The organism is Ferrovibrio sp. GW821-FHT12E11 (assembly GCF_058806975.1).
Genome location: NZ_JBXAQG010000001.1, coordinates 2,199,361 through 2,212,310, shown reverse-complemented (window position 1 = coordinate 2,212,310; position 12,950 = coordinate 2,199,361). Strand labels below are relative to the sequence as shown.

Genomic DNA, 12,950 nt, shown 5'->3' with positions numbered 1-12,950 from the left:
ATGAACTACTGGCTGATGAAATCCGAACCTTCCGCCTGGTCCTGGGACATGCAGGTCAAGAAGAAGGTCGAGAGCTGGAACGGTGTACGCAACTACCAGGCCGCCAACAACATGAAGGCGATGAAGCTGGGCGACCGCGCCTTTTTCTATCATTCGGTGGACGAGAAGCAGATCGTCGGCATCGTGGAAGTGTGCAAGCTGTATCACCCGGACCCGACCGACGAGACCGGCAAGTTCGGCATGGTGAGCGTGAAAGCGCTGCTTCCGTTAAAGACCCCGGTCACGCTCGCCCAGATTAAGGCCGAGCCGAAGCTGAAGGAACTGGCGCTGCTGCGGCAGTCGCGGCTGTCGGTGTCGCCTGTCGATGCAGCAAGCTGGAAGCTGATCTGTAAAATGGGCGGCGTCAGCGCGTAATGGTTATCGATTATCGTCGCTCTCGCGGAAGCGGGAGCCCAGTTTTGTCTCTGGCCCTGGATGCCCGCTTTCGCGGGCATGACGAAATTGGGTTGGGATCATGACCACTGTCCGCCCGAACCAGCCCGCCCCCGGCACCAGGCTGCTGCGCTTCGATGAACTGGAGGCAACCGATGCCAAGGGCTTCACCTGGGGCGAGGGCAAGGACCGTTTCCAGTGTTTCGTGGTGCGCTGGCAGGATGCCGTCTTCGGCTACGTCAATGAATGCCCGCATGTACGCACCTCGCTGGACTGGCAGCCCGACAAGTTCTTCAACATGAAAAAGACGGCGCTGCAATGCGGCACCCATGGCGCCCTGTTCACCATCCATGACGGGCTCTGCTATATCGGCCCGTGCAAGAACAAGGCGATCCCGGCGTTTCCGGTGAAGCTCGATACGGATGGCTGGGTGGTGGTCGCTTAAAAGATTTGCGGCTGGAGTTGCGCGAGGGACGCCGCTCCAGCCGCTTTCAGCGACCGCAGGCAGGGTGGGAGGAGCTGCGGCAGCCGACTTCCGAATTTTTCGCCCGATGATTCCTGACGCCTAGCCGGCGCGGGCAATCACCCGGATGTCGCGACAGGCGTCGCAGACGCTGAGCAGGGCATCGCCCAGCAGAGATAACCCAAGTCCAGACAACACTGGGCGGTGCGACGACTTGCGGCGGGACATCGATGTCTCCTTCCTCATCACAACACATCCTTGCGGCGGCAAAGGCCGCCAGATCGTCACTTCGTCAGGATCAGCTTGCCGGCGGCGGTCATGCGCAGGCGGTATTCCGCGCCGTTATGCACGATCTCCACTTCCCGGCCGCCGCGGAAGATGCAGCGGCTGTCATACCGGGCGTTGCCGCCCTTGCCGAGATTGGTGGCGCGCAGCTCGGTGACCGTCGCGGTCTCGGCCTGCCGCGTCCGCGGACACTTGCTCTGGCTTTCCTGCATCAAGGTCAATTCCTGTCGGGCCAGCCCCGGCCCGTGCAAATGACTATAGGTCGCAATGACGCTGAATGCAAGTGAGAATAAGTCGCAAATTCTACCAAGCCCATGAATTCTACCAAGCCCATGAAATTGTATGCCCGGACCAGTTAAGCCCGGCTTCTTTGCGCTCCGGACAGCAAAAACCCGCAGCCGTTGCCGGCCGCGGGTTTACGCTAACCCACCCTGAGCGGGCGGGTCAGATTTGAAAGGGTCAGGCCGGCTCGGCGCTGCGCTGGCGCAGGCGGGCGGCCAGACGGCGGATTTCCGATTCCTGGACACCGTCGCGGCGCATCAGCAACTGGGTCATCGGATCGGCCAGCATCTCGTTGAGACCGGGCTCGTTGGTGTTCCAGCAGACCGTACTGCTGCGGATCAGGTGAATCGCAGTCGTGCGTGCGTCTTGCATGGGCCCCTCCTTCGGTTCTGTAAAACGTGCTGGCTTGCTCTGTGATCTATGGCGGGACTTTAATTGGACAAGCATGCTGGTGGTGTGACGAGAATAAGGTTTTTGTGTGATCCGGTGTTTGTGTGCGCCTGATTACAAATGCAGGCGCGTGCACTGCAACATCGCAGCGATGTGATGCAGCCAAATGCAATATGCTGCAGCCGTCACAGACCGCTGCAGTGCGCAACGGGCAGAATGGCGCAGACCGAGCGGGGAGATTGCGGACATGACGGGCAGGCAGACAGCGTGATCGGGTTCCTGGCGAAACGACCGCCGCGCACGCCGCTGGGTGAGCGGCTCAGCCGCTCCATCGCCGAGGAAGAAACCCGCGGCCGCCGCTTCGCCTTCCGCGCCCGCATCGTTGCCGTGCTGACCGTGATGCTCTGGCTGGTGCTGGCGATCGAGCCGCAGCGCCAGCTGTATTATCTCTCGGTCACCAGCGGCTTCCTGCTGCTCGGCCTGGTCCCGCATCTGCTGCACCGGCACCGCTATGCCGTGCCGATCCGCTTCGGCTTCATCCTGCTCGACGTCATCCTGATCACCGCGGTGGTGATCCTGCCGCCGCCCGGCATGATCGATTTCGGCTTTCCGATCCAGATGCGGGTGCGCGGCCCGGAATTCCTCTACCTGGTGCTGCTGATCGTCGGCGCGGCGCTGTCCTATTCACCGCTGCAGGTGATCTGGACCGGGCTGTGCGTCGTCGCGGTGTGGTCGATGGGCGTGGTGCTGGTGGCGATGCGGTCCGACACGCTGCCCTATACGCCGGGCGTCGAAGCCTCGCCGCAGGCGCTGCTGCAGTTCATCACCAACCCGTATTATGTCGGCTATTTCCAGCTACTGAACCAGGTGGTGCTGACCGTCATCGCCACCGCATTACTGGCCGCCGCCGTGTGGCGCGCCCGCGCCCTGCTGCTGCGCCAGACCCGCGGCGAGATCGCGCGCGCCGCCCTGGCCCGCTATGTCTCGCCGGACGTGGCCGAGGGCATCCTGTCGAGCGAGCAGAATTTCGGCACGCCGACCAACCGCCGCGTCGCCCTGCTGTTCGCCGATATCGTCGGCTTCACCGGCCAGTCCGAACGCATGGCACCGGACCGCGTGGTGCGCTTCCTCAAGAGTTTCCACGAACGCGGCAGCGGCGTGGTGTTCCGCCATGGCGGCACGCTGGACAAATATCTGGGCGACGGCTTCCTCGCCACCTTCGGCACCCTGCATGAACAGGCGGACTCGGCCGCCCGCGCCATCCGCTGCGCCATCGACCTGCAGGCCGAGATCGACCGCTGGAACACCAAGCGGCAGGCTCGCGGCGTGCCGCAGGTGCGGCTGTCGGTCGGCGTGCATTACGGCCCGGTCGTCGTCGGCAATTTCGGCAGCGACCAGCGCATGGAATTCACCGTGGTGGGCGACGCCGTCAATATCGCCAGCCGCCTGGAAGCCCTGACCCGGCTGCTCGACTGCAAGATCGCGGTCTCCGACGCGGCGCTGACGGAAGCCGCGCTGCATGACCAGACGCTGCCGCGCTTCGAATCCGCCGGCGACCGCCGGCTGGATGGCCGCGAACAGACCGTCTCCGTGCAGGTCTGGCCACCCCGGAGCTGATCAGCCCGCGTCGTGGAAGATGATGCCGAGCGTGTAGCGCGCGCCGCTGCGGATGCGGCTGACGCCATGGCGCATGGCCACGCGGTATGAGCCGCGCGCGCCGTCTACCGGCCGGGTGTTTACGGCGAAGATCACAGCGTCGCCTTTCTTCAAGGACACGACCTCGGCGCGGCTCTGGCTGCGCGGCTTGTTCTCGACCAGCACGAATTCGCCGCCGTCGAAGCCGTCGTTGAGCAGGATGGTGAGCTGCAGCGGAAACACCAGATCGCCATAGAGATCCTGGTGCAGGCGGTTGTAGTCGCCGGGGCCGTATTTGAGCAGCAGCGGCGTCGGCCGCGACTGCCCGGCGTCATGGCACAGCTTGATATAGTCGGCATGCACTGCCGGGAAGCGCGTGGCGACTGACATGCTTTCGGCCCAGCGGTTGGCCAGCGGCACCAGATGCGGATAGAGCTTTTCGCGCAATGTGGCGATCGCAGCGGGCAGCGGATAGCGGAAATACTGGTATTCGCCCTGGCCGAAGCCGTGGCGCGCCATCACCACGCGGCTGCGGAACAGCGCCTGCTGTTCATAGGATTCGATCAGCGCGGCGCAGTCATCAGGGGACAGCAACGGCGCGCCTGTTGTGGCAAAGCCATCGGCATCCAGACTTTGCAGCAGCGCCGGCCAGTCGAGCTTGTTAATGCGGGAGGCAAGATCGGTCATGCCGCCATCCTAGCGACGCCGGTCGCCGGCGCGCTTCCCGTTTATTGCGGACCGAGTGCGGCGGCAAAGGCCGCCGTGTCGGTATAGATGCGATATTCGGCGATCTTGCCGTTCTCGAAGCGGAAGGCATTGGTCATGCTGACGCGCAGGTCTTTGCCCGAACGCTTGGCGCGCCAGTGACCGCGGCCGAGCACCACCACCCACGCGCCCTCGGCGATCACGGCTTCCTGCGCCACCTCGATGATCTCGAGCGCATCGCGCACCTTGTCGAGGAAGCGCTTGTAGGCCTCGAAGCCTTCATGCACGCCGACCCAGGGCAGCAGACCCGGCGGGCCGAAATAGCGCACGGTGATGCCCGGTGTCAGCAAACCTTCCAGCGTGCCGAAATCGCCGGTGCGCAACGCCGCGTAATAGCTATCGAGAACCGCTTTGCTCATGTCACGCCGCCAGAAACGCCTTGTAGCTTTCGGCCAGCTCGGGCACCACCGCTTCGACAATCGTCTTGCCGTGTTCCTTGGTGGCCAGCGCCGGGTTGGAGCCGATGCGGCCATCGGGGAAGCGGCGGCGATAGTCCATCGCATCGGTGAAGCCGCCATGAGGTGCGATGCGCGGCGTCATCTCCACGGTCTTCACCGCGTCGGGATAGGCATGGAAGGTGACCGAGACTTCGCTGGGCGTGGCATGGCTGCCTTCCTCGCCCGGAAACAGGCTGTTGGACAGGCGGCGCGCGCTCGGCGCTTCCCACCAGTTCTTGATGGCGCAGCGCAGCGCCGGCGTATTCGTCCCCGGCTGCGCCAGCGAGGCTTCGGCATAGATTTCGGAAAACGCCGCCGTCACGGTGGCGACATTGCCGCCATGACCGTTGAGGAAAAAGAAGCGGTCGAAGCCGTGGCGGCTGAGACTGGCGACCGTGTCGCGGATCACCGCGATCAGGGTGGAGGGCCGCAAGGTCATCGAACCGGGGAAGCCCAGATGATGCTGGGCCATGCCGACATTGATGGTGGGCGCCACCAGGGCATCGGCGGCCTTGCCGACTTCGGCGGCGAAGACCTCGGCGCAGATCGCATCGGTGCCGACCAGGCCGTTGGGGCCATGCTGCTCGGTGGAGCCGATCGGGATGATGATCCCGGTGGAGCGCTTCAGATAGGTTTCCACCTCGGCCCAGGTACTCAGATGCAGCTGCATGCCCGCCAGTCTCCCCATGTTAAGGCCTTGAATAAAAAGGGCAGGGCGACGGGAAGTCCAGCGCCGGGCCGAGGCAATCACGGCCACCGGTGCTGGAGGGCAGGCTCGTTGCGCTTCCTGCGGCTTCGTTGGCGTTCGTTTCGCTTCGATCCGCTTCCTTTGGGGTCCTTTTGCTTCGTTTGAGCATCATTCCGCTTCGTCTGGCTTCGTTTCGCTTCCCTCGGCTTCGCGTTAACCGATTTCACCACCTATGCGCGAAGCCGCCTGATCCGGCCCGGAATACAAGAACATAGTGCGAACTTCTGCCCGTTCAAGCCCGCCGCCGGGCATGAGCCGGCCGGCGCCCGGAAACCGGACTCCTCGCTTGACGGGCCCCCCCTTATCCCTATGATGCGCCCGCCCTCCCCGCCTCCTCAGCGGGGGGATCGGCATTCCTTGCATGGACCGGGTCGTCGTGGCTGCCGTCCGACCATGCGCCGAATCAGGACTACACACAGAATGAGCAAGCGTCAGGAATCCAAGTACAAGATTAATCGCCGCCTGGGCGAAAACCTCTGGGGTCGCGCCAAGAGCCCGCTGAACAAGCGCGAATATCCGCCGGGTCAGCATGGTCAGAAGCGCAAGAAGCCGACTGACTACGGTACCCAGTTGATGGCCAAGCAGCGCCTCAAGGGTTACTACGGCAACATCACCGAGAAGCAGTTCCGTCGCGCCTTCGCGGAAGCGAACCGTCGTCGCGGCGATACCTCGGAGAACCTCATCGGCCTGCTCGAGCGTCGCCTCGACGCCGTGGTCTACCGCATGAAGGTGGTCGCCACCGTGTTCGCCGCCCGCCAGTTCATCAATCACGGCCATATCGCCGTGAACGGCAAGCGCGTCACCATCGCCAGCTACCAGATCCGCGTCGGTGACGTGATCGAAGTGCGCGGCGCCGCGAAGGAATACACCTTCGTGCTGGAAGCGCTGAAGTCGAGCGAGCGCGACATCCCCGACTATATCGAGATGGATGAAGGCAAGCTGAAGGCCACGTTCAAGCGTGTGCCGCTGCTCGCTGATGTCCCGTACCCGGTCAAGATGGACCCGGCGGTGGTCGTCGAGTTCTACTCGCGCTAAACCGTTCGGATCATGCCCTTACAGAGAAGGCCGCTCTCACGAGCGGCCTTTTTTGTGAATTCTGACATAATAAAGAAAAACAAGCGTGCAAGTTAGCCTAACTACTACGATCGCAGCGCGGCGATTATTTTGCGCTCGTCATTTTCATCCAAACCTGTCTCAACAAGTGTAATAAACGCACCTTCCACTAAACGTTTAGTAATCTTGAAATACTATTCGGCAATTCGACGCCGACACATCCAATGCTGATTTTTATCTTCTAGTATCACTTTCAGTAGACCCACGATCAGCGGGGCATTTTATCCGAACGAACACGACTATTCTGAAGCCGCTCCACTTCATGTTCAACCCGACTGATAGGAAGCCCTGTCACGCCAAATCTCTCATATAGAGAGAACAGCATAGGCGTTAAGAAGCTGGCCAAGCTCTTCTCGATCTTATTTGCCGGAACAATCGCTTCGAGCATTGCCTCATCGCTACGGGCAGCCCCGCCCTCAATGAGAAGATCACTCATGGGATTTGACCAAGCCCGCAGCACACGCCCGCTTAAGCCGGCATAAAGAGCACGAAAATGCACTTGTATGCCGGTCCCTTCATTAGCGAGAAATTGATCTTCTGCTAGAAGTTTAGACACGCGCGCCGCATGTAATAGCGCCTCACCTAAACGCCAGATGACCAGTGACGGATCAAAAATCGTTCTTGGCTTGAATGTTTCCTGATCATCCTCTTGATAGCCTCGAATGAGGAACATACGCCCCGTCGGGGCCGCACGCCAATAATCGGAGTGGGCTGCATCTGGAACAATGCGATTGGCAATATTAGCGCGTTCTCCATACCAACATTCAACACAGCCATTTACTTCTCTGACTGGGATATCCGACCCCGCTCTTGGAACCCGGAATGCGGGCCAACCCGTGTGGGGCAACTCAGCTTGATCTAATATATTCTCCAACTCGGATAAGCCAACCGCTCTCAAATCTCCCTTAAGCGCATAGTCGATCCGATACCATCCATTTGGAAACCGAGCTGGCGCGTCTTCTTCTAGAGGTGAAGTGAGATCTCGCCATCGAGTAAAAGCTTCTTGAACGAATACCTCTTGCGTGCCCCCTTCAACGGCTTCATCCATCAAGCCAACCACACGCAATATGTCGAATGCTTTTGCCAATGTGAGCGTGATTTCTCCTCGATCGAATGCCACAATAGTAGGAATGCTGACACTTGCGAGAGATGCATGTTCACGCTGCGTGAGCTTCTCAGACTTTCTCCTTCGTATGGCTTCCGCGACAAGCGCCTGCCAATTCAAAGGGCCTAATTTTCCAAAATTCTCAGACATGCCCTGCTCACAATCTCGCCAAACTTTGTGACAAATCCGTCCGGCCCTTCGGCATTTGGCGGCTGGAGTATTCCTGATATTTGGCGGGTTTTCGTTCTAAGTTCCACAAAAGTCTGCTGAACAGCTCGTTCAGGCAGACCTATTCGCTTGGCAAAACTCTCCAGAATAGGTCGCGTAACTTCATCCAAGGCTACGCGTTTTCCTTCAAGCTCAAGAGCCAACGTTTGGTCATATCCATCATAAATCGCCGTATTGAGAACGTCGTAAACGGGGGATAGACGCAATCCATTCGGTGTTTCTAAAAGGGAAAAATTCTTCAAATGCGCGTCGCAATTCCCAATTAAGACAAATGCGATGAGCCTTCTGTAGAAATGCAAGAGATCAATTTGCGGTCGGACGGAGTGCTCTTTTATTACTTCGGCGACTTCCTCATAACTTGAAGCATATTTTCCACCATAGTTGGCGCCACGAGGCCTATTAAGAATTTGCGCAAAATCCTCAAGCCGTAACTTCTCGCCTTCCACGGTGCGATCAAAACGCGTAACGATAAGAGAAATCTCATTTACCGTTTCGACATACCCTTGCTGAAATTCTGTCACTTCTCTGGCGCCTAACAAACCAGAAGTCCATCGTAGGCTCAGCGCTTCATTGCGCACCAATGTCGGAATCTTTTGAGAGTTAAATTTAGCGATATAGAAAGCAGGTCCAGTGGCTTCGGCGGGGCAATAAACTTGACCGGTTTTGATAACAAGAAGCTTCTTCTGGATACCAGAAATGGTTCGCCCTGGGCTGGCGGTGGCCTCAGTAATTTCCTTCGCGAATGTCACATCTCTTTGGGGGCGGACACCTACTGCGCCGATACAGTCCAAACCGTATCGTAAGAGCAATCCAAAATCGTCTTCCTGTTGAATATGAGCTACTCGTGCCTGCTGTTCTCGCAACCATCCTTCTGGCCCAAGATGCTCAAAGAATGGATGTAACCCAACCGACCATTCATGCTCACGACGAATTACAGGGAGGCTACAAGCAATAGGCGTAGACCAGTCTACCCCGTAGACAAAACGCGTCCCTCCATTGGCGGTCTCCTCAAGAGTCCCGGCCACTTTATCTTTGAATAGGACTTCAGCTCTTCTGGATATCATGGTAAATTATAATTTAGTTTAAGGCTTAGATACTGGATATTTTGCCATTATAATAATCTATAACATCCTGATTTTCGAATGTTTTAATTATTAGATTATATAGTTTAGTAATATGAAAAAATTATATGTATAGTAAATTTTAAATTACTAATATCTTGATTTTTCTTGATATTTCCCATAATACTAAATTAAAATTGAGTATATAATATTCACAAAATATCTTTGTATTTTTAGAAATAGCAGAAGCTCTCCCGTAACTATACAGAGCTTGCCTCGCTGCGCGACGATAGCTCGGGGCTAAAACCCGCGGCTTCCTAACTTCCTTTCCTGCTAACCCCTGTTAGGTTGTGGATGATGGACTGCTATTCAGGCAGGGCGTCTCTCAGGGGAAGACATGTCGATCCGCGCGCGTCTGTATTTCGCCATCGCCCTGCTGGCTGGCGCGGTGGTGCTGGGCAGCGGCTTCAGCGTGCTGCTGCTGCGCACCGCCGATGCGCAGCTGGAGACCGTGCGCAACCGCGCCATCCGCCCCATCGTGCTGCTGGGCCAGGTGAAGGATGCCTATCAGGCCGATATCGTCGATACGGCGGTGAAGATCCGCAACGACCTGATCGGCTGGGAGCAGGCCGCCAACACCATCGACGAGGCGCGCGGCCGCATCGAGATCGCCTGGGAGAATTACAAGACCGACGTGGAGGATGCCGACGAGAGCCGCCGCGCCGAGGACCTGGATATCCGCATCCAGGATTCCGGCGCCGCGATCACGCGGCTGCGCAGCGCCGTGCAGGCACGCGATGTGCCGGCCGTCGGACGCTTTGTCGACGAGGTGATGTATCCCACCGTCGACCCGATCACCACGCGGCTGGGATCGCTGATCGAATACAAGATCGTCGCCTCCAACCGCACCCTGCGCCAGGCCGGCGCGACCCTCAGCCGTTTCCAGGAAGGCCTGGTGATCGTGCTGACCCTGGTGGGACTGAGCGCCGCCTTCGCCGTCTGGGTGACCCGCAACAAGGTGTCGCGCCCGCTGGCGCGCATGACCGATGCGATGACAGCGGTGGCCGATGGCGACCTGCAGCATCATATCCCCGGCACCGGCAAGCGCGACGAGATCGGCCAGCTGGCGCGCGCGCTTAAGGTGTTCCGCGATGCCGGGCGCGCCCTGCGCCTGGCGCAGGAACAGGCCGAAGCCGCGACGAAAGCGAAATCAGATTTCCTTGCCACCATGAGCCACGAGATCCGCACGCCGATGAACGGCGTGATGTCGATGGCCGAGATGCTGGAGCTGACGCGGCTGGATGTGGACCAGCAGCGCATGGCGAAGGTGATCCGCGAATCCGCCGGCGCGCTGCTGACGGTGATCAACGACATTCTCGATTTTTCCAAGATCGAGGCCGGCAAGCTGGATATCGAAACCATCCCCTTCTCGCTCGGCGATGTGGTGGATGGCATCGGCGAGCTGCTGATCACGCGGGCCGACGACAAGGGCCTGGACCTTGCCATCGCCATCGATCCGCAGCTTGCCGACCGCCGGCTGGGCGATCCGACGCGCCTACGCCAGGTGCTGCTCAACCTGGGCGGCAATGCGATCAAGTTCACCGAACGCGGCACGGTGAGCATTCATGTGCGCGCCGACACGGACGACCGACTGCGGTTCGAGATCCGCGATACCGGCATCGGCCTGACGCCGGAACAATGCGCCAGGCTGTTCAAGCCCTTCAGCCAGGCCGACAGCTCAACCGCGCGCAAGTTCGGCGGCACCGGGCTGGGACTTTCGATCTGTCATCGCCTCTGCGACATGATGGGCGGCCGTATCGGCGTCGACAGCATGCCGGGCGCGGGCTCGGTCTTCTGGTTCGAGCTGCCGTTGCCGGCGGAAGCCGGCAGCACGGCGCCGGCGCCGGCGGTCGACATTGCCGGCGGCCGCGTGCTGCTGGCGGGTCTGCCGCAGCCGCTGGCCGATGCAGCCACCAGCTATCTGCAGGCCGCCGGCCTGAGCATCAGTGCCATGGTCGATGATCTGCAGGCGGCAGCAAACCTGCCGCGCGACAGCTACGATCTGGTGCTGGTCGATGCGCGCTGCGAGGACCCGCCGGGGCTGGAGGCGCCGCATCTGCTGGGCGCCGGCACCGCCTGCATCCTGGCGGCCTCGCGCTACCTGGTCTCGACGCTGGATGCGGCGGACGCCGCGCAGTTCAGCGCCAGCCTGACCTATCCGCTGCACCGGGCCACCCTGTGGCGCGCGGTGGCGATGGCGCGCGGGCTGGCGGTGCCCGACCTGCCGGCCGCCACCGAACGCGAGGACATGGCCTTTGCACCGCCCGATTTCGAGGTGGCGACGGCGCGGGGTGCGATGATCCTGGTGGCGGAAGACAACCCGACCAACCAGATGGTGATCCGCCAGATGCTGTCGCGCATGGGCTTTGCCTGCGACATCGCGAAAGACGGCGCCGCGGCGCTGAAGCAGTATGAGCTGGAGCGCGGCAGCTATGGCCTACTGCTGACCGACTTCCATATGCCGGAAATGGACGGCTTCGCGCTCACCGCCGCGATCCGCGCCGCGGAAACCGCAGAGGGCCGGGCGCGCCTGCCGATCATCGCACTGACCGCCGATGCGCTGACCGGCACCGAGCAGAAATGCTTCGATGCCGGCATGGACGGCTATCTGACCAAGCCGATCGACAGCCGCGCCCTGGGGCGCCTGCTGGGGCAATGGCTGCCGCAGGCCCTGCCGCTGCGCCAGCCGGCACCGGTCGAGAAACCGGACGCCGCGCCGGCCCAGGCCGCCGCGCCGGCGCTTGGCTGGGACAGCGATATCTTCGATCCGGCCAAGCTGGCCGAGAGTTTCGGCAGCTTCAACGCCATGGCGCGGCAGCTGCTGCAGGATTTCGTCGCCGATGCGCAGATCCGCATCGACGCGATCAACCATGCCGTCGCGATCCCCGACATGGCCGAGGTGCGGCATCTGGCCCATGCGATGAAGGGTGGCGCGCTGACCATCGGCATCGGCCGGCTCGGCGCGCTGGCCTCCAACCTGCAGGATGCCTGCGACGACAACGATGCCGAGACCGTCGCGCTGATGGCCGAGCTGATGGCGCCGACGCTGGACGAACTGCGCGACCTGCTGCCCCAGATACTCAAAAGCTGAAAACGAGTCCGACCCCATGAGCGACGACAAAGCCCGCTACGACAAGATCCGCATCCTGGTGATCGAGGATGAATCCTATACCCGCATGATGATCGTCGGCCTGCTGCGGCAGATCGGCTTCCAGAATATCCACGAGGCCTCCGAAGGCGGACAGGGTTTCCGCGAGACCGTGCGCGTCCGGCCGCAGGTGGTGCTGTGCGACGTGCATATGGAACCGGTGGATGGCCTGGGCTATCTCACCAAGCTGCGTGGCTTTGCCAACGAGGGCCTGGCGCACACGCCGGTGATCTTTCTCACCGCCGACAAGCAGCAGGAAACCGTGGTGTCAGCCAAGCAGCTGAAGGTGGACGGCTACCTGGTCAAGCCGGTGGCGCTGGCGCTGCTCAAGCAGCGCATCGACGCGCTGCTGAAATTCCATGGTTTGATTTAAAGCGGCCTACTCGGCGGCCTGTTTTGCGGCGGCGGCGGTCGATGGACGCGCGTCTTCCTGCTGCCAGCGCACCGCGATCTCGCTGATGCTGTCCAGCATCGGATTGAGTTCGGCGCCACGCGCCGCCAGGCTGTAGGTCACCTGCGGCGGAATCGTCGCCTGGTAGTCGCGATGCACCAGGCGGGCCTCTTCCAGCATGCGCAGGCGCTCGGTCAGCACCTTCGCCGAGATGCCGCCGACCTCGCGCTTCAGCTCGCCGAAGCGGCGCGGTCCCTGGGTGCGCAGGATATACAGGATGTAGGTGGTCCATGGTCCCATCAGCAGCCGCAGCACCGCATCGATCGGACAGCCCATATGCTGCTCGCCGGCAGGTTTGACCGTCTTGATCGGCAGGCTGGTGCTCATGGCGCAAACTCCTGAAACTG

At 60.8% G+C, this 12,950-nt stretch carries 15 protein-coding genes; 6 read left to right on the top strand and 9 right to left on the bottom strand.

Annotated features, from left to right (window positions below; translation table 11 throughout):
* Together AC1ROT_RS11020 and AC1ROT_RS11015 are read left to right on the top strand one after the other, a co-directional pair.
* Nucleotides 1-414, top strand: coding sequence for an EVE domain-containing protein (locus AC1ROT_RS11020; RefSeq protein WP_492999005.1), 414 nt, complete (start codon nucleotides 1-3; stop codon nucleotides 412-414).
* Nucleotides 415-514: 100 nt separating this feature from the next.
* Nucleotides 515-877 carry a Rieske (2Fe-2S) protein gene (locus AC1ROT_RS11015; protein WP_492999004.1) on the top strand — a complete coding sequence of 121 codons (363 nt, stop codon included), beginning with the start codon at nucleotides 515-517 and terminating at the stop codon, nucleotides 875-877.
* A 120-nt stretch (nucleotides 878-997) separates the two neighbouring features.
* Here the strand turns inward: AC1ROT_RS11015 and AC1ROT_RS11010 are convergent, their stop codons facing one another.
* The 3 genes from AC1ROT_RS11010 to AC1ROT_RS11000 form a co-directional block, all read right to left on the bottom strand.
* The gene (locus AC1ROT_RS11010) at nucleotides 998-1,123 is read right to left on the bottom strand and encodes a hypothetical protein (protein ID WP_492999003.1); all 126 of its coding nucleotides are present in this window, start codon (nucleotides 1,121-1,123) and stop codon (nucleotides 998-1,000) included.
* A 56-nt stretch (nucleotides 1,124-1,179) separates the two neighbouring features.
* Complete coding sequence (gene hemP / locus AC1ROT_RS11005) at nucleotides 1,180-1,392, bottom strand: hemin uptake protein HemP (protein ID WP_493001155.1); 213 nt, start codon at nucleotides 1,390-1,392, stop codon at nucleotides 1,180-1,182.
* A 247-nt stretch (nucleotides 1,393-1,639) separates the two neighbouring features.
* Complete coding sequence (locus AC1ROT_RS11000) at nucleotides 1,640-1,834, bottom strand: hypothetical protein (protein WP_492973702.1); 195 nt, start codon at nucleotides 1,832-1,834, stop codon at nucleotides 1,640-1,642.
* A 285-nt stretch (nucleotides 1,835-2,119) separates the two neighbouring features.
* Between AC1ROT_RS11000 and AC1ROT_RS10995 the strand changes: the two genes are divergently transcribed.
* Nucleotides 2,120-3,469, top strand: a complete 1,350-nt coding sequence (locus AC1ROT_RS10995; protein WP_492999002.1) for an adenylate/guanylate cyclase domain-containing protein — start codon at nucleotides 2,120-2,122, stop codon at nucleotides 3,467-3,469.
* Here the strand turns inward: AC1ROT_RS10995 and AC1ROT_RS10990 are convergent, their stop codons facing one another.
* From AC1ROT_RS10990 to AC1ROT_RS10980, 3 genes are read right to left on the bottom strand one after another with little or no spacing between them, the layout of a single operon-like run.
* Nucleotides 3,470-4,174 (bottom strand): 2OG-Fe(II) oxygenase, encoded by a 705-nt coding sequence (locus tag AC1ROT_RS10990; RefSeq protein WP_492999001.1) that lies wholly within the window; start codon nucleotides 4,172-4,174, stop codon nucleotides 3,470-3,472.
* Nucleotides 4,175-4,215: 41 nt separating this feature from the next.
* Nucleotides 4,216-4,611 carry a nuclear transport factor 2 family protein gene (locus tag AC1ROT_RS10985; RefSeq protein WP_492999000.1) on the bottom strand — a complete coding sequence of 132 codons (396 nt, stop codon included), beginning with the start codon at nucleotides 4,609-4,611 and terminating at the stop codon, nucleotides 4,216-4,218.
* Nucleotide 4,612: 1 nt separating this feature from the next.
* Nucleotides 4,613-5,359 carry a creatininase family protein gene (locus AC1ROT_RS10980; RefSeq protein WP_492973698.1) on the bottom strand — a complete coding sequence of 249 codons (747 nt, stop codon included), beginning with the start codon at nucleotides 5,357-5,359 and terminating at the stop codon, nucleotides 4,613-4,615.
* Nucleotides 5,360-5,857: 498 nt separating this feature from the next.
* Here AC1ROT_RS10980 and rpsD point away from each other — a divergent pair, with 498 nt between their 5' ends.
* Complete coding sequence (rpsD, locus tag AC1ROT_RS10975; RefSeq protein ID WP_492973697.1) at nucleotides 5,858-6,472, top strand: 30S ribosomal protein S4; 615 nt, start codon at nucleotides 5,858-5,860, stop codon at nucleotides 6,470-6,472.
* 286 nt (nucleotides 6,473-6,758) lie between these two features.
* Here the strand turns inward: rpsD and AC1ROT_RS10970 are convergent, their stop codons facing one another.
* Both AC1ROT_RS10970 and AC1ROT_RS10965 read right to left on the bottom strand, forming a co-directional pair.
* Nucleotides 6,759-7,805: a helix-turn-helix domain-containing protein gene (locus AC1ROT_RS10970; RefSeq protein WP_492998999.1), complete on the bottom strand. Its 1,047-nt coding sequence runs from the start codon at nucleotides 7,803-7,805 to the stop codon at nucleotides 6,759-6,761.
* Nucleotides 7,781-8,947 carry a type II toxin-antitoxin system HipA family toxin gene (locus AC1ROT_RS10965; RefSeq protein ID WP_492998997.1) on the bottom strand — a complete coding sequence of 389 codons (1,167 nt, stop codon included), beginning with the start codon at nucleotides 8,945-8,947 and terminating at the stop codon, nucleotides 7,781-7,783. The genes AC1ROT_RS10970 and AC1ROT_RS10965 overlap by 25 nt, the downstream gene beginning before the upstream one ends.
* Nucleotides 8,948-9,341: 394 nt before the next feature.
* Here AC1ROT_RS10965 and AC1ROT_RS10960 point away from each other — a divergent pair, with 394 nt between their 5' ends.
* Nucleotides 9,342-12,095, top strand: a complete 2,754-nt coding sequence (locus tag AC1ROT_RS10960; protein WP_492998995.1) for a hybrid sensor histidine kinase/response regulator — start codon at nucleotides 9,342-9,344, stop codon at nucleotides 12,093-12,095.
* 16 nt (nucleotides 12,096-12,111) lie between these two features.
* Nucleotides 12,112-12,525, top strand: a complete 414-nt coding sequence (locus AC1ROT_RS10955) for a response regulator (RefSeq protein ID WP_492973695.1) — start codon at nucleotides 12,112-12,114, stop codon at nucleotides 12,523-12,525.
* Between the two features lie 6 nt (nucleotides 12,526-12,531).
* Here AC1ROT_RS10955 and AC1ROT_RS10950 read toward each other — a convergent pair whose 3' ends face one another.
* A complete protein-coding gene (locus tag AC1ROT_RS10950) occupies nucleotides 12,532-12,930 on the bottom strand; it encodes a winged helix-turn-helix transcriptional regulator (RefSeq protein WP_492998993.1) in 399 nt (132 codons plus the stop codon).
* Nucleotides 12,931-12,950 lie beyond the last annotated feature (20 nt).

What these genes read in the sequence shown, in the direction of transcription:
- AC1ROT_RS11020 (WP_492999005.1), top strand. Translation starts at nt 1, where the DNA reads ATGAACTACTGGCTGATGAAATCCGAACCTTCCGCCTGGTCCTGGGAC.
- AC1ROT_RS11015 (WP_492999004.1), top strand. Translation starts at nt 515, where the DNA reads ATGACCACTGTCCGCCCGAACCAGCCCGCCCCCGGCACCAGGCTGCTG.
- AC1ROT_RS11010 (WP_492999003.1), bottom strand. Translation starts at nt 1,123, where the DNA reads ATGTCCCGCCGCAAGTCGTCGCACCGCCCAGTGTTGTCTGGACTTGGG.
- hemP (WP_493001155.1), bottom strand. Translation starts at nt 1,392, where the DNA reads ATGCAGGAAAGCCAGAGCAAGTGTCCGCGGACGCGGCAGGCCGAGACC.
- AC1ROT_RS11000 (WP_492973702.1), bottom strand. Translation starts at nt 1,834, where the DNA reads ATGCAAGACGCACGCACGACTGCGATTCACCTGATCCGCAGCAGTACG.
- AC1ROT_RS10990 (WP_492999001.1), bottom strand. Translation starts at nt 4,174, where the DNA reads ATGACCGATCTTGCCTCCCGCATTAACAAGCTCGACTGGCCGGCGCTG.
- AC1ROT_RS10985 (WP_492999000.1), bottom strand. Translation starts at nt 4,611, where the DNA reads ATGAGCAAAGCGGTTCTCGATAGCTATTACGCGGCGTTGCGCACCGGC.
- AC1ROT_RS10980 (WP_492973698.1), bottom strand. Translation starts at nt 5,359, where the DNA reads ATGCAGCTGCATCTGAGTACCTGGGCCGAGGTGGAAACCTATCTGAAG.
- rpsD (WP_492973697.1), top strand. Translation starts at nt 5,858, where the DNA reads ATGAGCAAGCGTCAGGAATCCAAGTACAAGATTAATCGCCGCCTGGGC.
- AC1ROT_RS10970 (WP_492998999.1), bottom strand. Translation starts at nt 7,805, where the DNA reads ATGTCTGAGAATTTTGGAAAATTAGGCCCTTTGAATTGGCAGGCGCTT.
- AC1ROT_RS10965 (WP_492998997.1), bottom strand. Translation starts at nt 8,947, where the DNA reads ATGATATCCAGAAGAGCTGAAGTCCTATTCAAAGATAAAGTGGCCGGG.
- AC1ROT_RS10960 (WP_492998995.1), top strand. Translation starts at nt 9,342, where the DNA reads ATGTCGATCCGCGCGCGTCTGTATTTCGCCATCGCCCTGCTGGCTGGC.
- AC1ROT_RS10955 (WP_492973695.1), top strand. Translation starts at nt 12,112, where the DNA reads ATGAGCGACGACAAAGCCCGCTACGACAAGATCCGCATCCTGGTGATC.
- AC1ROT_RS10950 (WP_492998993.1), bottom strand. Translation starts at nt 12,930, where the DNA reads ATGAGCACCAGCCTGCCGATCAAGACGGTCAAACCTGCCGGCGAGCAG.